The organism is Nonomuraea sp. NPDC048881, assembly GCF_040649795.1.
Taxonomy (GTDB): Bacteria; Actinomycetota; Actinomycetes; order Streptosporangiales; family Streptosporangiaceae; genus Nonomuraea.
In genome coordinates this window covers 1-18321 of sequence record NZ_JBEZGC010000028.1, presented here as the reverse complement: position 1 = coordinate 18321, position 18321 = coordinate 1, and the positions used below count along the sequence as shown (strand labels likewise).

Sequence of the window (18321 nt, the reverse complement as noted above, 5' to 3'; positions counted from 1 at the left end):
CGGTGCTGCGGCCCAGACGTCCGGCGCCGGGGGCCGCGGCGCTCGGAGTCGGATCTTCGCCCGAAACGATTGGCGAGGACGCTAGACAGTGGATGAGGCATCTGTCAAGCCGTCACGTGGCATGCCCGAGATGCTGGGAGATCATCGCCGCCGTCTCTCTCACCTCCCGGCCGAGCTCCTGGTAGCGCCAGGCGGGCAGGTCGCGCTTGAGCGAGGTGATGCTGATCGCGCCGACGCAGGCGCCGGTGTGGTCGCGCAGCGCGCTGCCGATGCAGAAGATGCCGTCGGCGTCCTCCTCGTCGTCGACCGCGTAGCCGAGTTCCCTGACCGTCTTCAGGTGGGCCAGCAGCAACGGCAGCTCGGTGATCGTGTTGCCGGTGCGGCGCGGCAGGCCGACGTGGCCGACGACCCTGGCGACCTCCTCGTCGTCCATCTCGGCCAGCAGCGCCTTGCCCAGCCCGGTGCAGTGGGGCAGCTCCCTGGTGCCCATCCGCAGGTCGACCTGGATGCGCTCGCCGTTGCTCACCTGGTCGACGACGACCGCCTGGCCGGCCTCGGGCACCGCGAGCCTGGAGTTCATCCCGGTGCGTTCGGTGAGCGCGATCAGCGCGGGGCGGGCCACGTCGCGCAGCGAGAGCTGCTCCTGGGCCCTGGCGCCCAGCCTGGACAGCGCCATGCCCAGCCGGTAGCGGCGGTTCATGCCCTCGCCGTCGTCGGCGACCAGGCTGTAGCCGCGCAGCGTGTAGAGGGTGGCGAAGGCGGCGCTCTTGCTCAGCCCGCAGGCCGCGGCGACCTCGGTCACGCTCATGCCGCCACCCGGCCCCACGCGGGACAGGACCTCCAGCACCTCGGCGGCGCGGGCGACGCTGCGGACCCAATATCGCGATTCCTCAGCAGCAGTGTTCGTCACAGCCGAACAGCTTAGCGGAATTCATCGTTGACCCCCACCCAATCTCGTGTTTCAATCTCCCTCATCTGTTCGGTATTGCCAAACACTGTTCGGAATTTGTGGCGGACGATCAGCGCTTCCCAGGCCGGGCCGGGCCGGGAGGCGCGTCGGAGGAGAGAGATTTGAAGCACCTAGCCGAGCGCGCACGCCAGGTCATCCCCGGCGGCGTGAACAGCGGGCAGCGCAGCATTCCGGGGCTCACCGACCTGGTGATCACCCATGCCGCCGGCGCCCGCTTCCGCGACTCGCAAGGACGGGAGTTCGTCGACTACCACGCCGCCTTCGGCCCGCCGCTGCTCGGCCACAACGACCCCGACGTCGGCGCGGCCGTCGCCGAGGCCGGCCGCACGGTGGACCTGTGCGGCGTGGGCGTCACGGCCGGCGAGGTCGAGCTCGCCGAGACGCTGGCAGAGCTCGTGCCGAGCGTGGAGAAGGTGCTCCTGACCAGCACCGGCAGCGAGGCCACCTTCCACGCCCTGCGCGTGGCCAGGGCCGCGACCGGCCGCCGGCTGGTGGTCAAGTTCCAGGGTTGCTACCACGGCTGGCACGACGCGGTCAGCCTCAACGTGATCTCCGCGCCGGAGAAGGTCGGCACCCACGACCCGATCTCGACCGGCATCCTGCCCGAGGTGCTGGAGGCCACGCTGGTCCTGCCGTTCAACGACCCCGAGGCGGTACGCCGGGCGTTCGCCGAGCACGGCGACGACATCGCCGCCGTCATCCTGGAGCCGGTGCCGCACAACGTCGGCTGCCTGCTGCCCGAGCAGGAGTTCCTGCAGACGCTGCGCGACGAGTGCACCAAAGCGGGCAGCGTGCTGATCTTCGACGAGGTCATCACCGGCTTCCGCCACCACCTGGGCGGCTGGCAGGCGATCTGCGGGATCACCCCCGACCTCACCACCATGGGCAAGGCGATCGCGAACGGCTACCCGGTGGGCGCGCTCGGAGGCCGCGCCGATCTCATGGAGCTGTTCAGCTCGCGACCGGGCGGCCCCGCCTTCTTCGCCGGCACCTACAACGGCCACCCCGCCGTCGTGGCGGCCGCCCTGGCCACGCTGCGCAAGCTGCGCGAGGAGCCGGTGCACGAGCACGTCTTCCGCCTCGGCGAGCGGATCAGGACCGGCCTGGCCGAGGTGTTCGCCTCGCTGGACATCCCGGCGCTGGTCGGCGGGTACGGCTCGGTCTTCGTCGGATATTTCATGACCGGACCCGCCCGCACCTACGACGACCTGCTGCGCAATGATGCCAACATGTTCATCGGGTACCGCCGCCGGCTGCTGGAGCACGGCGTCTTCGAGCTGCCACTGAACCTCAAGCGCAGCCACGTCTCCTACGCCCACACCGACGCCGACGCCGACCACCTGCTGGAGGCGGCCGCCACCGCGGCCAGGCTCGCCCGCGGCGACGTGCTCGACCTGACCGACGTCAGCACCATGGGCGGCGCCGATGCTCACCGTTGACACCAGCCGCCCGGCCGGCCCCGCCGGCCGGATCAGCCGCGTCGAGACCCTCTCGCTGGGCACCGCCTGGCGCGACTTCTCCTACGTGCGCATCCACACCGACGAAGGGCTGAGCGGCATCGGCGAGATCACCCACCCCTACCGGGGCCGGGAGACCTGCTCGCTGACCGAGGCCATGGCCCAGCGCCACCTGATCGGCGCCGATCCCTTCGACGTCGAGGAGATCTGGCTGCGGATGTACCAGGGCGACTTCCTGCGCGGCGGCGACGTCGGCGGCATCGTCGTCTCCGGCGTCGACCAGGCGCTCCACGACATCATGGGCAAGGCGCTGGGCGTGCCCGTCTACCGACTGACCGGCGGCGCCTGCCGCGACCGGGTGCGGGTCTACGCCAACGGCTGGTACACCGGCGAACGCGACCCGCAGGTGTTCGCGGCCAAGGCCAAGGAGGTCGCCGCCCGCGGCTACACCGGGCTGAAGTTCGACCCGTTCGGCGCCGGGCTGGGCGAGTTGTCCCGGGCCGAGCTGCGGCTCTCGGTGGACATCGTCGCGGCGGTCCGCGAGGCCGTGCCCGACCTCGACCTGTTCGTCGAGGGGCACGCCCGGTTCGCGATGCCGACCGCCGTCCGGCTCGTGCGCGAGCTGGAGCCGTTCGACCTCGGCTGGTTCGAGGAGCCGCTGCCGTGGACGCACATCGAGCGCTACGCCGAGCTGCGGGCCCGCGCCGCCATGCCCATCTCCGGCGGCGAGCACTTCCACAACCGCTACGAGTACGCCCGGCTGTTCGCCACCGGCGCGGTCGACATCATCCAGCCCGACCTGTCGATGGCCGGCGGGTTCACCGAGATCAGGAAGCTGGCCGCGCAGGCCGACGTGCACGCCATGCTCGTCGCCCCGCACAACTCCAACTCCCCGCTGTGCACCACGGCCTCCGTGCACGCCGTGCTCGGCATGCCGAACCTGCTGGTCCTGGAGACGTTCGACGGCATGCTGGAGCCGTACGTCTTCGACGCGCTGAAGGGCGTGCTGCCGGTGGTCGACGGGCACGTCGGCCTGCCGGAGCGGCCCGGCCTCGGCGTCGAGCTGGCCGACGAGGTCTTCGCCGAGCACCCGCCGTCCCACCGGTTCTGGAACATGTTCAAGGAGGGCTGGGAGAAGCGTGATCGTTGACGTCCACTCCCACCTGTTCAGCTGCCCGGACGACGTCGGCGACCCGTTCGCGGCCGAGTCCGCCCGCGCGCACGGCGGTCACGTCGACCTGACCGTGCGCTGGGCGGACTACGCCGCCACCTCGCCCGCCGGCACCCGTACCGTCGTGGTGGGCGGCAAGGCCAGGCGGTCGGGCCTGTGGGTGGACGACGCCGCCGTGGCCGCCTACGCCGGCGAGCACCCCGACCGGCTCATCGGCTACCTGTCGCTCGACCCCACCCAGCCCGGCTGGCGCGACGAGCTGGAACACGGCCACCGCGACCTGGGGCTGCGCGGCATCAAGCTCATGCCGATGTACGCCGGTTTCGACCCGGCCGCGCCCGAGCTGGACGACCTGTACGCCTACGCCGCCCGCCACGGCCTGCCGCTGCTGGTGCACACCGGGACCACGTTCGTCTCGGCCGCGCCCCTGCGCTACGCGCTGCCGGTGCACCTGGACGAGGTCGCCATCAGGCATCCCGAGCTGCGCATGGTCCTGGCCCACCTCGGCCACCCGTACGAGGGCGAGTGCATCGCGGTGATCCGCAAGCACCGCCACGTCTACGCCGACGTCTCCGCCCTGCACTACCGCCCCTTCCAGCTCTGGCACAGCCTGCGCCTGGCCCAGGACTACGGGGTGTGGGGCAAGCTGCTGTTCGGCAGCGACTACCCCTTCACCACGGTGGACGCCTCGGTGGCGGGGCTGCGGGCGGTCGGCGCGGTCCCCGGCATCCCCGGTCTGCCGCCCCTGGACCGGGAGGAGATCGAGAAGCTGATCCACCGCCCGTCGCTCGACCTGCTGGGGCTGTCATGACCGAACTGGCCGTGGTCACCGGGGCCGCCAGGGGCCTCGGCCAGGCCATCGCCGCGCGCCTGACGGCCGACGGCTACCGGGTGATCACCGTCGACCGGCCGGGCGCGGGCTGCGCCTACGACTTCGACCTGGCCGACACCGAGGGCCTGGCCGGGCTGGCCGACGCGGTCCGCCGCGACCACGGGCCGATCCACGTCCTGGTCAACAACGCCGGGGTGGCCCGGCTCGAACACTTCAACGAGATCACCGTGGCCGGCTGGCAGGCCGTCATGCGGGTCAACTGCGACGCGCCGTTCTTCCTGGCGCAGCGGGTGGCCGAGCACATGATCGCCGACGGCGTGCGGGGGCGGATCGTCAACGTCTCCTCCAAGAACGGCCTCATGGCCGAAGCCGGGCTGGCCCACTACAACGCCTCCAAGGGCGCCCTGGAGCTGATCACCCGCTCGCTCGCCGCCGAGCTGGGCGCCCATGGCATCACCGTCAACGCCGTGGCGCCCGGCATGATCGCCACCCCGATCGACGGCGACTTCCCCTTCGACCGCGCGGCCTTCGAGGCGGCGTGGGAGGAGCGCATCCCGCTGCGCGGCGGGTACGGCAGGCCGGACGACGTGGCCGGCGCGGTGGCGTACCTGGCCTCGGAGTCGGCCCGCTACGTCACCGGCTCCACCCTGGTCGTGGACGGCGGCGTGCTGGCCGACCAGATGCCGCGGACGCGGTTCATGACGCCGTACCGGAACTCGTTGCGGCCCGGTTCCTGACCTGCGGCGTCGCCGGGCTCGGGTCAGCCGCCGGGACTGGGATCAGTCACCGGGGCTCGGGTCAGCCGCCGTCCAGCGGGTTGGCGGCGATCCGCCCCGCGACGTCGTTGCGGACCGACGCCGCGGCGGCGCTGTCCGGCTTGCGCCTGGCCTGGTCCTCGAAGCAGGCCAGGAACTCGGCGCCGAAGCCCAGCCTGGGATAGCGGGCGAGCAGCTCCGCCCGCGCGTCCGGCGCGAACTCCTCGGGCCGCCGCCCGACCACGTCCCAGCTCGTGGCGACCTGCAGCAGGTGGGACTCCGGGTCGTCGGCGGCGGACACGTCGGCGCGCATGTGCAGCCTGATGATCTCGGCGGCCCGCTCGGCGCGCTCGGCCGGCCAGCCGGCCGCCGTGCCGAACACCCAGGCGAGCTGCCCGCCCGCCTCCTCGAACGGCAGCCGGTGGCTGTCGAAGGGCTCGGTCAGCCCCATGTCGTGGAGCAGCGCCGAGACGTAGTAGAGCTCGTCGTCGAAGGCGATGCCGTGGGCCGCGCCGTACATCGCTCCCCACAGGTAGGCGCGGACGCAGTGGTTGAGCAGCGCGGGCGAGCAGTGACGACCGGCCACCGACAGCGCCGCGGCGGCGGCGGGAGTCTCCGGGAACATGCCTTCAGCCTTTCACCCGGCCACCGGATCTCGTCGGCAGGGGCCGCCACTTGCCTTCTGGATACCATAGGGGGGTATAGTGTCTTCAACGGCAACGAGCCGAAGGAGGGCTGACATGGCTGGACACGGCAGTGGCAAGCAGGACCAAGGGATGCGGTTGCGCCGCATCGAGGGGCAGGTCCGCGGCCTGCAGCGGATGGTCGAGGACGACAAGTACTGCATCGACATCCTCACCCAGGTGTCGGCCGCGACCAGCGCCTTGAAGTCGTTCTCCCTGTCGTTGCTGGAGGACCACCTGGCCCACTGCGTCGCCGAGGCCACCGCGAAGGGCGGCCCGGAGGCCGAGGCCAAGGTCAAGGAAGCCTCCGACGCCATCGCCAGACTTGTTCGTTCCTGACCGGATTGAAGGAGAGACCGATATGAGCACCACCACCTACACCGTCAAGGGCATGACCTGCGGCCACTGCGTCAGTTCGGTCAAGGAGGAGGTCGGCGAGGTCGCCGGGGTGACCGGCGTCGAGGTCGATCTGGCCTCCGGCCTGCTGACCGTCGAGAGTGACAGCCCGATCGACGCGGCGAAGATCGTCGCCGCCGTCGAGGAGGCCGGGTACGAGGTGGCGAACCAGTCGTGAACACCGCAGCCAAGCTCGGCTCCTACGCCCTGGGGCTGGCCGTCGTCTTCGGCGGGGCCCTGGGCGCCGGCAAGGTCGTGGGCCCGGTCGGGGCCGCTCCCGCCGCCGACCACAGCGCCATGACGACCCCCGCGGAGACCGCGCAGAGCGCGGGCCACAACCAGCACACAGCCCAGCAGACGACGACGAAGAAGAACGATACCCCCGGGGGGCTCCAAGTGTCCGAGAACGGCTACACCCTCAACCCGCTCACCACGTCGCTCAAGCCCGGCGAGCCCGCGGACTTCCGTTTCTCCGTGACCGGCCCCGACGGCCGCCCAGTCACCGACTACCAGGTCCAGCACGACAAGAAGCTGCACTTCATCGTGGTCTCCCGCGACCTGGGCAGCTTCCAGCACGTCCATCCGGAGATGTCGGCCGACGGCATCTGGTCGGTCAAGGTCACCTTCCCCGAGGCGGGCGGCTACCGGGCCTTCGCCGACTTCGCGCCGACCGGCGGCGCGGCCCTGACGCTGGGCGCCGACCTGGCCGTGGCGGGCGACTACCAGCCCAAGCCGCTGCCGGAGACCGGCCGCACCTCCAAGGTCGACGGCTACGAGGTCACCCTCGACGGCGACCTGACGCCCGGCCAGGCCAGCAAGCTCACCCTCAAGGTCAGCAAGGACGGCAAGCCGGTCACCGACCTGCAGCCCTACCTCGGCGCCTTCGGCCACCTGGTCGCCCTCCGCGGCCGTGACCTGGCCTACCTGCACGTCCACCCCGACGGCGAGCCGGGCGACGGCAAGACGCAGCCGGGCCCCGAGATCGTCTTCTACGCCGAGGTGCCGAGCGGCGGCGACTACCGCCTGTTCCTGGACTTCCAGCACGAGGGCGAGGTCCGTACCGCCGACTTCACGCTCGCGGCCGGGCCGCGGCCCGCCACTCCCGCCAGCCCCGACGCGTCGGCGACGCCCGCCGGGCACGGCAACCACAGCCACTGAGAAAAGCCACTGGGAAAGGGGAACGGTGATGACCTCTGTCACCGATGACCGGCAGAACGCGGTCGAACTCTCGATCGGCGGCATGACCTGCGCCTCGTGCGCCAACCGCATCGAGCGCAAGCTCAACAAGATGGACGGCGTGACCGCCACGGTCAACTACGCCACCGAGAAGGCGAAGGTCACCTTCCCCGAAGGCGTCGATCCGCAGCAGCTGATCGCCCAGGTGGAGGCGGCCGGCTACACCGCCGCGCTGCCCGCGCCGCCCCGCTCAGAGGGCGAGCCGGGCGAGCGGGAGCCGGAGGACGAGCTGCGCCCGCTGCGCAGCCGGTTGATCACCTCGGTGGTGCTGGCGGTGCCGGTGATCGCGATGGCGATGATCCCGCCGTTGCAGTTCACGAACTGGCAGTGGATGTCGCTGGTGCTCACCGCGCCGGTCGTCGTCTACGCCGGCTGGCCGTTCCACAAGGCCGCCTGGACGAACCTGCGCCACGGCGCGGCCACGATGGACACGCTGATCTCGGTCGGCACCATCGCCGCGCTCGGCTGGTCGCTGTGGGCGCTGTTCTTCGGCACGGCCGGCACCCCGGGCATGACCCACCCCTTCGCGTTCACGATCGAGCGCACCGACGGGTCGGGCAACATCTACCTGGAGGCCGCGGCGGGGGTGACCGCGTTCATCCTGGCCGGCCGCTACTTCGAGGCCCGCTCCAAGCGCCGGGCGGGCGCCGCCCTGCGCGCCCTGCTGGAACTGGGCGCCAAGGACGTCGCGGTGCTGCGCGACGGCGTGGAGACCCGCATCCCCAGCGACCGGCTGGCCGTGGGCGACCTGTTCGTCGTGCGGCCCGGCGAGAAGATCGCCACGGACGGCGTGATCGAGGAGGGCACCTCGGCGGTCGACGCCTCGATGCTGACCGGCGAGTCGGTGCCCGTCGAGGTGCGTCCGGGCGACACGGTCACCGGCGCCACCGTGAACGCGGGCGGCCGGCTGGTCGTCCGCGCCACCCGGGTCGGGGCCGACACGCAGCTCGCCCAGATGGCCAAGCTGGTCGAGGACGCCCAGACGGGCAAGGCGCAGGTGCAGCGGCTGGCCGACCGCGTGTCGGGCATCTTCGTCCCGATCGTGATCGCGCTGGCTCTCGGCACGCTGGGCTTCTGGCTCGGCACCGGCGACGGCGTCGGCGCGGCCTTCACCGCCGCGGTGGCCGTGCTGATCATCGCCTGCCCGTGCGCGCTCGGCCTGGCCACCCCGACGGCGTTGCTGGTCGGCACCGGCCGGGGCGCGCAGCTCGGCATCCTGATCAAGGGCCCCGAAGTGCTGGAGTCCACCCGCCGCATCGACACGGTGGTGCTCGACAAGACGGGCACCGTCACCGAGGGCCGGATGACGCTCACCGGCGTGCACCTGGCCGACGGCGAGGACGAGGCCGAGGTGCTGCGCCTGGCGGGCGCTCTGGAGCACGCCTCCGAGCACCCGATCGCCCAGGCCATCGCCAAGGGCGCCGCCGCCCGGGTCGGCGACCTGCCCACCCCCGAGGACTTCGCGAACGTCGAGGGCCTCGGCGTCCAGGGCGTCGTCGAGGGGCACGCGGTCCTGGTGGGCCGGCCGAGGCTGCTGGAGGAGTGGTCCCAGCACCTGCCGTCCGACCTGGAACGCGCTCTGCACGCCGCCCAGGCGGGCGGCCGGACCGCCGTCGCGGTCGGCTGGGACGGCAAGGCCCGCGCGGTGCTGGTGGTCGCCGACGTGATCAAGCCCACCAGCAAGGAGGCCATCCAGCAGCTCCGGGCGCTCGGCCTCACCCCGGTCCTGCTGACCGGCGACAACGAGGCCGTGGCGAGGACGGTGGCCGCCGAGGTCGGCATCGACGAGGTGATCGCCGAGGTGCTGCCCGCCGACAAGGTCGACGTCGTCAAGGAGCTCCAGGGCGAGGGCAAGGTCGTGGCGATGGTCGGCGACGGCGTCAACGACGCGGCCGCGCTCGCCCAGGCCGACCTGGGCCTGGCCATGGGGACCGGCACGGACGCCGCCATCGAGGCGTCCGACCTGACCCTGGTCCGCGGTGACCTGCGGGTGGCCGCCGACGCGATCAGGCTCTCCCGCCGGACGCTCGGCACCATCAAGGGCAACCTGTTCTGGGCCTTCGCCTACAACGTGGCCGCCCTGCCGCTGGCCGCGCTCGGCCTGCTCAACCCGATGATCGCGGGGGCCGCGATGGCCTTCTCCAGCGTGTTCGTGGTCAGCAACAGCCTCCGGCTGCGCCGCTTCAAGTGAACAACGGCCTCAAGTGAAGAGGGCTCCGGGCACGACGCCCGGAGCCCCTTTCGCGTACCCGGCCCGTGCACAGCCGGAGCACCCCTGCTCACCCCGCTCGCCGGGCCGGTCGCCGACGCGTTGACGGCGGCCGTCGCCCGCGGCGACACCGGCTACGCGCTCACCGGCGGCCTGCCCGCGGCCGTCGCGGGTCAGGGGCGGACCGCGCCGAGCAGCCGGGTGCGCCAGTAGTCGTCGAGGTCGACCACCTTGACGACGTCACCGGTCTGGGGCGCGTGGACCATCTTCCCGTTGCCGGCGTACATGCCCATGTGGCCGAGCCCCTTGCTGAAGAGCAGGTCGCCGGGCTGCAACGCGTCGAGCGAGACGCGTCTGCTCGCGCCCCAGGCCCATTGCGTCCAGGTGGTGCGGGGCAGCTCGACGCCCGCGGTGCGCCAGGCGGCCTGGGTGAGGCCGGAGCAGTCGTAGGAGCTCGGGCCCTCGGCGCCGTACTGGTAGGGCTTGCCGACCTGGGCGAAGGCGAACTGCAACGCCAGGCGGGCGTTTCCGGAGGCCGAGCCGGTGTACCTGATGCCGGCGCTGTTCGGATCGCCCGCCCGGAAGGCGCCCAGCCTGCGCAGGAGCTTCGTCTGCGCCTTGACCAGCTTGTCGACCTTCGCCTTCTCCGCCCGCACCTTGTCGCGCGCCGCGTCGGCCTCGGCCAGGACGGTCCGGGCCTCGTCGCGCCGGGCGCGCAGGTCCTTGGTGGTCGCCTGGAACGCCGCCAGTTTCGCCGCTCTGGCCCGGGAGATCTGCTCCAGGGCGGCCATGCCGCTCAGCACCTCGTCGGGGGTGCCGTCGGCGACGAAGCGGCCCCAGGTCGTGAGCGGGCCCGACTGGTAGTCGCTGACCACCGCCGAGACGAGGTCTTTGCGTAACCCGTCCGCCTGGGCGTTCTTGTTCGCGACCTCGGCGTTGAGCGCGTCGTACTTCTGCTTGGCCTTCTTGTGCGCCTCGGTCGCCTGGTTGTACTGCTCGACCACCTCGTCGGCCCGCTCGTTCAGCTTCACCAGCCTGGCCTTGGCCTTGGCGGGCGACGGATCGGCCGAGGCGACGCCCGGGATGGAGACCGCCGCGACCGCCGCAAGTGTCACGGCCACTGCCGCTCGCCCCAGCCTCGTCGCCACGACCACTACGATGCCTCCTCGTACGCCTCCATGCCTGAGGCGGAATAGTACCGAAGGTCGCCCTGCTTGTTGGCATTTCGTCCGTACTATCCGGCGTAACAGGCCGTCGTTCCGGCTCGTGTGGGGATACGCACGCCAGGTCCGGCGCGTTCACCGGAACGCCGAAACGCCCGGCTCCGATGGGAGCCGGGCGTCTCTCGGCGACCTCAGCGGGCCGCGCGGTGCTCGGCGGCGCGACGGGCGTCGGCCAGCGGCTTGGACGGGACGATCAGGGTGGGGCGCGCGGTGGCGTGCATGACGTGGGTGGACGTGCTGCCCGACAGCAGCGCCCGCAGCCCCTGCCGGCCGCGCGAGCCCAGGACGATCAGCGAGGCGTCGACCTCCTCGGCGGCGTCGACGATGGCGGCGGCGACGACCTCCTCCGGGACCGAGGCGACCCGCGGCTCGGCCCGCAGCCCGAGGGAACGGGCGAGGTCGGCGCCCTCGGCGGCCAGCCGTTCCGAGGCGTCCATGGTCCTGGCGTCGATGTCCCGCAGGTCCTCCAGGGCGGGATGCCCTTCGAGGTGGGCGGCGAGGCTCTCCAGGGGCTGACGGGCGTACAGCACCACCGCGGACGCGCCGGGGAACAGCCGGGCGGCCTCCTCGACGGCGTGGCGGGCGTCGGGTGAACCGTCGTAGGCGATGAGGATGGACATGGGGATCTCCTTCGGAGCTGTGAGCGTCGAGGTCAGCCGCGGGTGGCGGCGGTGGTCTCGACGGTGTCGGCGGCCTCGGCGGGCGCGGCGCCCCGCGAGCGGAGCGTCAGCGCGGCGATCAGGGCGCCGGCGACCGCGATCCCGGCGGCTCCCACGAAGGCCGAGGAGAAGCCGTCGGTCAGCGCGGGCAGGTTCCCGAGCTGGGCGGCGCCGTTGGCGGCGGCGACGGCCGTCATGGCGGCCAGCCCGAGGGCCGAGCCGACCTGGTAGCTGGTGTTGACGATGCCGGAGGCCAGGCCGCCCTCCTCGGGACGGGCGGAGGAGATGGCGGTGCCGAGCGAGGGGATGAAGGCCAGCGACATGCCGAGCGCGGCCACCAGGCTGGCGGGCAGGACGTCGACCGCGAAGCTGCCCTCGGGGCTGATCAGCGACAGCCAGCCCATCCCGACCGCGAGCAGGACCAGGCCCGCCACCGTGACGGCCTTGGGCCCGAACCGGTTGATGGCGCGCGGCGCCAGGACGATCATGCCGAGCATGATGAGGACGGTCATCGGCACCAGGGCCGCGCCGCTGGGGAAGGCACTGTAGCCGAGGACCTGCTGCAGGTAGAGGTTGAGGAAGAACCACATCGGGATCCAGGCCCCGCCGAGCAGGAGCTGGGTCAGGTTGGCGGCGGCGAGGTTCGGCGTACGGAAGATCGACAGCCTCATCAGCGGCTCGCGGCGGCGGGCCTGGATGGCGAGGAAGGCGATGAGCAGCGCGATCGCGGCGGCCAGCACGCCCCAGGTCTGGGCGGAGCCCCAGCCGACCTCGGGCGCCCGGACGATGGCGTAGACGGCCGCGCCCAGCCCGGCGGTGACGGTCAGCGCGCCGAGGACGTCGATGGAGCCGCGCTGGGACTGACCGGCGGGCATCAGCGGGCGGGTGGCGAAGAGCGCGACGAGCGCGATCGGGATGTTGATGTAGAAGACCCAGGGCCAGCTCAGGTACTCGGTGATGACGCCGCCGAGGAACACGCCCGCGGTGCCGCCCGCCGGGGCGGCCGCACCGTACAGGGCGAGGGCCTTGGTGAGCTCCTTGGGGTCGTGGCCGAACAGCATCATCAGCAGGGTCAGCGCGGACGGGGCGATCAGGGCCGCGCCGACGCCCTGGACGGCACGTCCGGTGAGCTCGACCCACACCTCGGGGGCGATGCCGGCGACGAGCGAGCCGGCGAGCAGGATGAGCCAGCCGGCGCCGAACAGCTTGCGTGCGCCGAACAGGTCCGAGAGCCGGCCGCCGAGCAGCAGGAGCCCGCCGAAGGCGACGACGTAGGCGTTGAAGACCCACGACAGGTTCTCCTGCGAGAAGCCGAGGTCTTCCTGGATGCGGGGGAGGGCCACGCCGATGATCGACGTGTCCATGATGACGATGAACTGGGCCGTGGCGATCAGGGCCAGGGCGGTCCATCGCCGGGGGGATGGTGCGGACATGAGCATTCTCCAGCGCTACGCCGTACCCCGGTGGGGATGCGGGCGGGTCTTTTGGGTTCCTCGGAAATACCGGTAGGGGGTATCTGGCGATGAACATACATACACCCGGGGGGTATCTGTCAAGTCCGCGCGCCGGAGACCGTCCGGGCGGCACTGCCTGACGGCGGGCCCACGTGCGCCGGCAATGCCTGAGTGCGACCGTGCGACGACAGCATTCCCGCAGCTCCGACGGCCTATGGCGAGGCGTTGGGGGGTGACGCGTCACGGGCAGGGACGCGCAAGTGACACATGCACGGGGCTGGGTGTGCGGGACGTGCCGGGGCGAGGGCGTGCGGGATGCGTCGGAGGGCGGTGGGATGGGGGTGGGCCGGGAGATGTGCCGGGCGGGGGTATGCGGCACGCGTAGGGGGCCGGGTGCGCGGGCCGGGCCGCGCTTCCATGCCTCACCCTCGCAGCCATATACCCCCCGCATTCCGGCCCCCGCACCCCGCCGCCACACACCGCGGCCCCCGCATGCCGGGGGTATGCGGAGCGCGCCAGGGGCTCGGGGGTGCGGGGGTGGGGTATGCGGAACGGGTCAGCGGACCGGGGTGTGCAGAGGAGGGGTATGCGGGGTGCGCCAGGGGGCCGGGGGTATGCGGGACTGGGTATGCGGGCGCGTCAGGGGCAGGAGGTATGCGGGCTCGGCTTGCCCGGGCAGATGGGTCTGCGGGTTGACGCGTCGCAGGTGGCGTCGCGTCGGGGGATCGCCACGCGCTCTTGGCGCGGTGTCGGGGGTAGCCAGTGGCGGCGCGGGAAATGCCCGCTCGTGGCTGTGAGGCGGGGTATGCCGGGGTTGCTGTGCCCTCCCGGATCGGCGGTGGATGGGGCCGCGATGGCGCCAGGGAAATGCCCGGTCGGGGCGGTGAGCCGGGCCTCATGTGGGGGTTGCCGCGATCTCCGGGGGCGGCGTCGTAGCTGGCCTGTGTGGGGCCGGCCTGTGCGGTCGGAGAGGGGCCGTCATGGGGGGCGGGGCGGGTGTCTGTGAGCGGGCCCGCCTCTCGTCCGGGATCCGTCGGCGATCGTGGACGGTGGGCGGGTCGGCTCGTGTCGTGCCTGGGGTGGTGTCCTGTCAGTGGCCCTGGTGGCCCTGGTGGCCGTGATGGCCCTCGTGTCCCTGATAGCCCTCGTGGTCGTCGTGACCTTGGTGGCCGCCGTGGCCCTGGTGGTACTGGTGGATCACGGCGTGACCCTTGCCGCGGGAGATCAGCCACTTGTTCACCGGCGTCGTCAGCAGGAACGCCACCAGCAGCGACCCGGCCAGCGCCACCCAGAACAGCCAGTTGCCCAGCCCGGCGTCCATGGCGCCCGGCACGGTCACCATCACGGTGTTGTCCAGCACCTCCATCACCGCGATCGAGATGGTGTCGGCCGCCAGCGCCACCTTCAGCGCCGACTTGAAGTCCACCCCGGCACGCAGGACGCCGCGCATGGTCAGCGCGTAGCCGAACACGAAGGCCAGCGCCACCGAGAGGATCACGGTGGTGAGGTTGGACAGGCCGAGCGCGGTGCCGATCACCATGCCGAGCACTTCGCCGATCGCGCATCCGGTCAGGCAGTGCAGGGTCGCCTGGGCGGCCATGGCCCACGTGGCGGCGGGCGGAGCGGCGTGCTGGTGCTCCGATGAGGAGGAGGGAGGGTGATGTCCACTATGGTCCATGGTGATACTCCTTAGGTGGGGTGACCGATTTTAGGGGTATGGGGTATGCCGGTAAAGAGGGAGGTAAGCCTCCTGTCAGCGGCGTGGGGGCGAAGAGGCACGTCTGGGACCAGCTCGGCGCGGACGGCTGGCCTACTATTCTGCATAGTAGACCCGACAGTCCGACGCCATCCGGACGCCTCGGGAACAGCCCGGCCGCCGCCCCCGTTCGGGTGGGCATGAGCAGGCGGGAGCACGGCGGTGCGGTGTGGCTGCGCCGGACCGTGCCCTGCCGCTCCATGGAGATCCGGCCCGGCCCCGCGCGCTGACCGCCGGGAACCCCTCCGTACCCGTGGAGCAGGTGATGTCGCTGTTCGTCCAGGCTTTCGTCACGCTGCTGGTCATCTTCGACCCGCTGGCGGCCATCCCGATCTTCCTCACCCTCGCCAGGAGCCAGGACCCGGCGGGCCGCCGCCGTACGGCCAGGGTCTCCGTGCTGGTGGCGGCCGGCATCAAGGACAACGGCATCAAGGACCACGGGCTCAACCTGGTCGCCCGGGGATGGGGCTGCTGGCCGCGGCCATGGCGGTGCAACTGGTCGCGGCGGCCGTGCGGCACTGGGCGCGCTGGGGCGTCGTCTGACCCCGTCCGGCCACCTGGCTACTAAGGGCAGTAGTAGGTCAGAGCGACAGCAGCGAGTGGCAGTGGTGGGCCAGGAACGAGCCGACCCCCGGCGCCAGCGCCACGGCCGCCGGCCCGCCGAGCAGCGCGCTGACCGCCAGCAGCCCGGTCAGCCGTTCGCGGCGGCCGAGCGGCTGCTCGGGGCCGAGCAGCCGGCGTACGCGGCTGAGCGCCGTCTCCCCGCCCGCCCCGAGCGTGAACGCGGGCGCGCGCCCGGTGGCCAGGCTGACCAGCGCCGCGGCGATCTGGGCGCGCGGGTGGCGGCGGGCCGCGACGTCGTCGGCGAGCAGCTCGACCAGCCGCGCGATCTCGGTCCTGGCCCGCTCGAACAGCGGCACTCTGGGGAACGCCCGGACCAGGGCCTCGGCCCCGGCCAGCACCAGATGATGACGGCCGCGCAGGTGCGCCCGCTCGTGCGCCAGCACGGCGGCGATCTGCTCCGGCGTCAGGGCCCGCAGCGCGCTCGTGGTGATGACCGTCTGAGCGCGCCGGCCCGGCACGCAGTACGCCAGCCGCTCGTCGTAGTCGATCACCACCACGCCCAGCTCGGCGTCGCGCCGCCCGAGCAGCCGCAACATGGCGGCGTGCCGGCGACGTTCCACGGCGGCCCGCACCAGCACCGTCACGCCGCACCAGAGCACCCTGGACAGCACCGCGCCGGCCGCCAGCATGGCCGCGAACCCCATCCGGGACACACTGGAGCCGTCGCCGAGCATGTCGGCGCACGCCTCGAACAACCCCGCCAGCCCGTGGCCCACGATCTCGGCCGGCACGGCGAAGGCCAGCGCGGCGAGCACCGCCGAGGCGACCACGGACGCCGCCCCCGCCTGCCACAGCGCGATCGCCAGCCGCGGCGCCCGGTCGGACCACTTGGCGGCCCGCTGCCCCAGCGCGGGCAGCCAGACGGCCGCCGCCACCGTGTAACAGGCCAGGACGACGGCGGCGATCATGCGGGACGGCCCCGGTGCGGGTAGACCTGAAGGGCCGCCTCCAGCGCCGCGGCCTCCTCGGGGGTGAGCCGTTCGAGGAAGTGCACGAGGGTGGCGGCCTGGTTGCCGCTGCCCGCGAGCGCGCGGCGCATCAGGTCGGCGGTGTACGCCTCCTTGGAGGCGACCGGTTCGTAGACGTAGGCGCGGCCGACGGCCTCGCGCCGGAGCATGCCCTTGGTGTGCAGCTTGTCCATCACGGTCATCACCGTGGTGTAGGCGATGGTCCGCCGCTGCTTGAGGTCTTCGAAGACGTCGCGGACCGAGGCGGGACGCCGCCTGGCCCACATCCAGTCCATGATCGTGGATTCGAGCTCGCCAAGGCCACGCATCATGCCGGTCATGCTACCCGCGGTCGTAGTCAGATCGCCTCGCCCGCGGCGATGGACCGCTTGAGCCTGATCAGGTCCTTCGGCGCGTTGACGGCGACCGCGCCGACCAGCACGCCGTCGCGGGCGAAGGCCACGGCGAAGCGGTCCTCCTCCGGGTCGCCGGCGACGACGCGCGCCTCGTCGGCCAGGTGGGGCAGGCCGGCCGTCTGGATGCGGGCGCCGTGCACGTGGGTGGCGAAGTTCGGCACGTCCGCGAACGGCTGCGCCTCGTCGGGCCCGGCCAGCAGGTTGCGGGCGGCCACCGCGCCCTGCTCGTTGGCGTTGGACCAGTGCTCGACGCGGATCAGGGCGTCGCCGTACAGGCGGTGCGGCCAGCGGGCCACGTCGCCCGCCGCGACGACGTTCACCGAGCCGGTGGCGTACAGCGTCGGCTCGCACAGCACGCCGTCGTCCACGGCCAGGCCGCTGCCGTCCAGCCATTCGGTGTTGGGCGTCACGCCCATGCCGCCCACGACCAGGTCGGCGGACAGCACGCGGCCGTCGCCGAGCCGCACCTGGCCGTCGGTCACCTCGGTGACGCGCACACCGGTGACGAGTTCGACGCCGTTGCGCTCGTGGTGCCCGGCCAGCCAGCGCGCCGCCTGCGCGCCGAGGCCCGCGTGCATGGGGTGCGGGCCGGAGTCGACCAGGGTGACCTTGCGGCCCAGCTGCCTGGCCGTGGTCGCCACCTCGCCGCCGATGAACCCGCCGCCGATGACCAGCACGTGCTCGTGGCCGGAGTCCAGCTCGGCGCGCAGGGCCAGGGCGTCCTCAAGGGTGCGCAGGGTGTGCACGCCGTCGAGCCGCCTGGGACGGGCGCCGCTCGCGACGACCAGGCCGTCGTAGCCGAGCTCGGCGCCGTCGTCGAGGACGACCGTGCGGTTGCCGGCGTCCAGGCGCACCGCCTGCCTGCCGCGCAGCCAGTCGTCGCCGAGCTCTTCGGCGCCGGGGAGCGTGACGTCCTCGTCGCCGCGCAGGACGCTCTTGGACAGCGGCGGCCGGTTGTACGGCACGTGCGCCTCGGCGCCGACCAGCGTGAGCTCGCCGTCGAAGCCCTCCCGGCGCAGGGTCTGGACGGCCCGCAGCCCCGCCAGCGAGGCGCCGACCACGACGATCTTGTCAAGGGTTCTCATGCGAGGCAACGATACCGGGAGGGGGTATGGGCGAGGCAATGTGACGCGCGTCTCACATACCCCTCCGGCGTATGGCTTGCCTTTGCGCAAGATCGGGCGTACGTTCTCTTCCGACATACCCGGCCGGGGTATCACGAGAGGAGCGAGGCGATGAGCACGAAGACCTACACGGTGTCCGGAATGACCTGCGGCGGCTGCGCGGGCACCGTCAAGACCGAGATCGGCAAGGTCGCCGGGGTCTCCTCGGTCGACGTCGAGCTGGCCACGGGGCAGGTGACCGTCACCTCGACCGACGCCCTCGACGACACGAAGATCAGGGACGTCGTCGAAGAGGCGGGCTACGAGCTGGTGGCCGGCTGAGCCGTCGAGACCACCGAAGCGGCGGCCGGCCGGCCCCCGCGCCCCGTCGGCAGTCCCCGCGCGGATACCCCCCCCGGGAGCGCGTGGT

19 protein-coding genes are annotated in these 18321 nt (G+C 72.3%); 10 read left to right on the top strand and 9 right to left on the bottom strand.

From position 1 onward, the window contains the following. Positions 1–112 precede the first annotated feature (112 nt). Positions 113–910, bottom strand: coding sequence for an IclR family transcriptional regulator (locus AB0C33_RS47345; RefSeq protein WP_358301150.1), 798 nt, complete (start codon positions 908–910; stop codon positions 113–115). A gap of 161 nt (positions 911–1071) precedes the next feature. Between AB0C33_RS47345 and AB0C33_RS47340 the strand changes: the two genes are divergently transcribed. Genes AB0C33_RS47340 through AB0C33_RS47325 form a run of 4 tightly spaced genes read left to right on the top strand, consistent with a single transcriptional unit; the run spans position 1072 to position 5167 of the window. Continuing rightward, positions 1072–2409 carry an aspartate aminotransferase family protein gene (locus AB0C33_RS47340; RefSeq protein WP_358301147.1) on the top strand — a complete coding sequence of 446 codons (1338 nt, stop codon included), beginning with the start codon at positions 1072–1074 and terminating at the stop codon, positions 2407–2409. Continuing rightward, on the top strand, positions 2396–3577 hold the full coding sequence (locus tag AB0C33_RS47335) for a mandelate racemase/muconate lactonizing enzyme family protein (RefSeq protein ID WP_352356031.1): 1182 nt from the start codon (positions 2396–2398) through the stop codon (positions 3575–3577). Before AB0C33_RS47340 ends, AB0C33_RS47335 begins: the two co-directional genes overlap by 14 nt. Beyond that, entirely contained in the window at positions 3567–4409 is an 843-nt protein-coding gene (locus AB0C33_RS47330; RefSeq protein WP_352356029.1) for an amidohydrolase family protein, read from the top strand. The genes AB0C33_RS47335 and AB0C33_RS47330 overlap by 11 nt, the downstream gene beginning before the upstream one ends. Next, entirely contained in the window at positions 4406–5167 is a 762-nt protein-coding gene (locus tag AB0C33_RS47325) for an SDR family oxidoreductase (protein WP_358301143.1), read from the top strand. Before AB0C33_RS47330 ends, AB0C33_RS47325 begins: the two co-directional genes overlap by 4 nt. 61 nt (positions 5168–5228) lie before the next feature. Here AB0C33_RS47325 and AB0C33_RS47320 read toward each other — a convergent pair whose 3' ends face one another. Beyond that, on the bottom strand, positions 5229–5810 hold the full coding sequence (locus AB0C33_RS47320) for an HD domain-containing protein (RefSeq protein ID WP_358301140.1): 582 nt from the start codon (positions 5808–5810) through the stop codon (positions 5229–5231). A gap of 115 nt (positions 5811–5925) precedes the next feature. Between AB0C33_RS47320 and AB0C33_RS47315 the strand changes: the two genes are divergently transcribed. The 4 genes from AB0C33_RS47315 to AB0C33_RS47300 are packed head-to-tail and all read left to right on the top strand — an operon-like array spanning position 5926 to position 9691. Continuing rightward, positions 5926–6207: a metal-sensitive transcriptional regulator gene (locus tag AB0C33_RS47315; RefSeq protein WP_352356023.1), complete on the top strand. Its 282-nt coding sequence runs from the start codon at positions 5926–5928 to the stop codon at positions 6205–6207. A gap of 22 nt (positions 6208–6229) precedes the next feature. Then, a complete protein-coding gene (locus tag AB0C33_RS47310) occupies positions 6230–6442 on the top strand; it encodes a copper ion binding protein (protein ID WP_358301136.1) in 213 nt (70 codons plus the stop codon). Next, positions 6439–7422, top strand: coding sequence for a hypothetical protein (locus AB0C33_RS47305; RefSeq protein WP_358301133.1), 984 nt, complete (start codon positions 6439–6441; stop codon positions 7420–7422). Before AB0C33_RS47310 ends, AB0C33_RS47305 begins: the two co-directional genes overlap by 4 nt. A gap of 28 nt (positions 7423–7450) precedes the next feature. After that, positions 7451–9691 carry a heavy metal translocating P-type ATPase gene (locus AB0C33_RS47300; protein WP_358301130.1) on the top strand — a complete coding sequence of 747 codons (2241 nt, stop codon included), beginning with the start codon at positions 7451–7453 and terminating at the stop codon, positions 9689–9691. A 191-nt stretch (positions 9692–9882) separates the two neighbouring features. On the opposite strand, the gene AB0C33_RS47295 is transcribed toward AB0C33_RS47300, so the two are convergent. The 4 genes from AB0C33_RS47295 to AB0C33_RS47280 form a co-directional block, all read right to left on the bottom strand. Next, a complete protein-coding gene (locus AB0C33_RS47295; RefSeq protein WP_358301127.1) occupies positions 9883–10830 on the bottom strand; it encodes an NlpC/P60 family protein in 948 nt (315 codons plus the stop codon). Positions 10831–11063: 233 nt separating this feature from the next. After that, positions 11064–11552: a universal stress protein gene (locus AB0C33_RS47290; protein ID WP_352356013.1), complete on the bottom strand. Its 489-nt coding sequence runs from the start codon at positions 11550–11552 to the stop codon at positions 11064–11066. A 32-nt stretch (positions 11553–11584) separates the two neighbouring features. Then, positions 11585–13024, bottom strand: coding sequence for an MFS transporter (locus tag AB0C33_RS47285; RefSeq protein ID WP_358301124.1), 1440 nt, complete (start codon positions 13022–13024; stop codon positions 11585–11587). Positions 13025–14135: 1111 nt separating this feature from the next. Further along, positions 14136–14723: a DUF4396 domain-containing protein gene (locus AB0C33_RS47280; protein WP_358301121.1), complete on the bottom strand. Its 588-nt coding sequence runs from the start codon at positions 14721–14723 to the stop codon at positions 14136–14138. A 343-nt stretch (positions 14724–15066) separates the two neighbouring features. Between AB0C33_RS47280 and AB0C33_RS47275 the strand changes: the two genes are divergently transcribed. After that, positions 15067–15369, top strand: a complete 303-nt coding sequence (locus AB0C33_RS47275; protein ID WP_358301118.1) for a MarC family protein — start codon at positions 15067–15069, stop codon at positions 15367–15369. 13 nt (positions 15370–15382) lie between these two features. Here the strand turns inward: AB0C33_RS47275 and AB0C33_RS47270 are convergent, their stop codons facing one another. Genes AB0C33_RS47270 through AB0C33_RS47260 form a run of 3 tightly spaced genes read right to left on the bottom strand, consistent with a single transcriptional unit; the run spans position 15383 to position 17873 of the window. After that, positions 15383–16333 carry a M56 family metallopeptidase gene (locus AB0C33_RS47270; RefSeq protein WP_358301116.1) on the bottom strand — a complete coding sequence of 317 codons (951 nt, stop codon included), beginning with the start codon at positions 16331–16333 and terminating at the stop codon, positions 15383–15385. Then, positions 16330–16704 carry a BlaI/MecI/CopY family transcriptional regulator gene (locus AB0C33_RS47265; protein ID WP_357972372.1) on the bottom strand — a complete coding sequence of 125 codons (375 nt, stop codon included), beginning with the start codon at positions 16702–16704 and terminating at the stop codon, positions 16330–16332. Before AB0C33_RS47265 ends, AB0C33_RS47270 begins: the two co-directional genes overlap by 4 nt. A gap of 26 nt (positions 16705–16730) precedes the next feature. Further along, the gene (locus AB0C33_RS47260; protein WP_358301114.1) at positions 16731–17873 is read right to left on the bottom strand and encodes an FAD-dependent oxidoreductase; all 1143 of its coding nucleotides are present in this window, start codon (positions 17871–17873) and stop codon (positions 16731–16733) included. A gap of 150 nt (positions 17874–18023) precedes the next feature. Between AB0C33_RS47260 and AB0C33_RS47255 the strand changes: the two genes are divergently transcribed. After that, positions 18024–18233 carry a heavy-metal-associated domain-containing protein gene (locus tag AB0C33_RS47255; RefSeq protein WP_358301112.1) on the top strand — a complete coding sequence of 70 codons (210 nt, stop codon included), beginning with the start codon at positions 18024–18026 and terminating at the stop codon, positions 18231–18233. The last annotated feature ends 88 nt before the right edge of the window (positions 18234–18321 follow it).

Excerpts from the sequence above, each read along its gene's own strand:
- AB0C33_RS47290 (WP_352356013.1), bottom strand. The coding sequence starts at position 11,552 with ATGTCCATCCTCATCGCCTACGACGGTTCACCCGACGCCCGCCACGCC.
- AB0C33_RS47335 (WP_352356031.1), top strand. The coding sequence starts at position 2,396 with ATGCTCACCGTTGACACCAGCCGCCCGGCCGGCCCCGCCGGCCGGATC.
- AB0C33_RS47280 (WP_358301121.1), bottom strand. The coding sequence starts at position 14,723 with ATGGACCATAGTGGACATCACCCTCCCTCCTCCTCATCGGAGCACCAG.
- AB0C33_RS47275 (WP_358301118.1), top strand. The coding sequence starts at position 15,067 with ATGTCGCTGTTCGTCCAGGCTTTCGTCACGCTGCTGGTCATCTTCGAC.
- AB0C33_RS47270 (WP_358301116.1), bottom strand. The coding sequence starts at position 16,333 with ATGATCGCCGCCGTCGTCCTGGCCTGTTACACGGTGGCGGCGGCCGTC.
- AB0C33_RS47260 (WP_358301114.1), bottom strand. The coding sequence starts at position 17,873 with ATGAGAACCCTTGACAAGATCGTCGTGGTCGGCGCCTCGCTGGCGGGG.
- AB0C33_RS47310 (WP_358301136.1), top strand. The coding sequence starts at position 6,230 with ATGAGCACCACCACCTACACCGTCAAGGGCATGACCTGCGGCCACTGC.
- AB0C33_RS47265 (WP_357972372.1), bottom strand. The coding sequence starts at position 16,704 with ATGATGCGTGGCCTTGGCGAGCTCGAATCCACGATCATGGACTGGATG.
- AB0C33_RS47300 (WP_358301130.1), top strand. The coding sequence starts at position 7,451 with ATGACCTCTGTCACCGATGACCGGCAGAACGCGGTCGAACTCTCGATC.
- AB0C33_RS47315 (WP_352356023.1), top strand. The coding sequence starts at position 5,926 with ATGGCTGGACACGGCAGTGGCAAGCAGGACCAAGGGATGCGGTTGCGC.
- AB0C33_RS47255 (WP_358301112.1), top strand. The coding sequence starts at position 18,024 with ATGAGCACGAAGACCTACACGGTGTCCGGAATGACCTGCGGCGGCTGC.
- AB0C33_RS47285 (WP_358301124.1), bottom strand. The coding sequence starts at position 13,024 with ATGTCCGCACCATCCCCCCGGCGATGGACCGCCCTGGCCCTGATCGCC.
- AB0C33_RS47325 (WP_358301143.1), top strand. The coding sequence starts at position 4,406 with ATGACCGAACTGGCCGTGGTCACCGGGGCCGCCAGGGGCCTCGGCCAG.
- AB0C33_RS47320 (WP_358301140.1), bottom strand. The coding sequence starts at position 5,810 with ATGTTCCCGGAGACTCCCGCCGCCGCCGCGGCGCTGTCGGTGGCCGGT.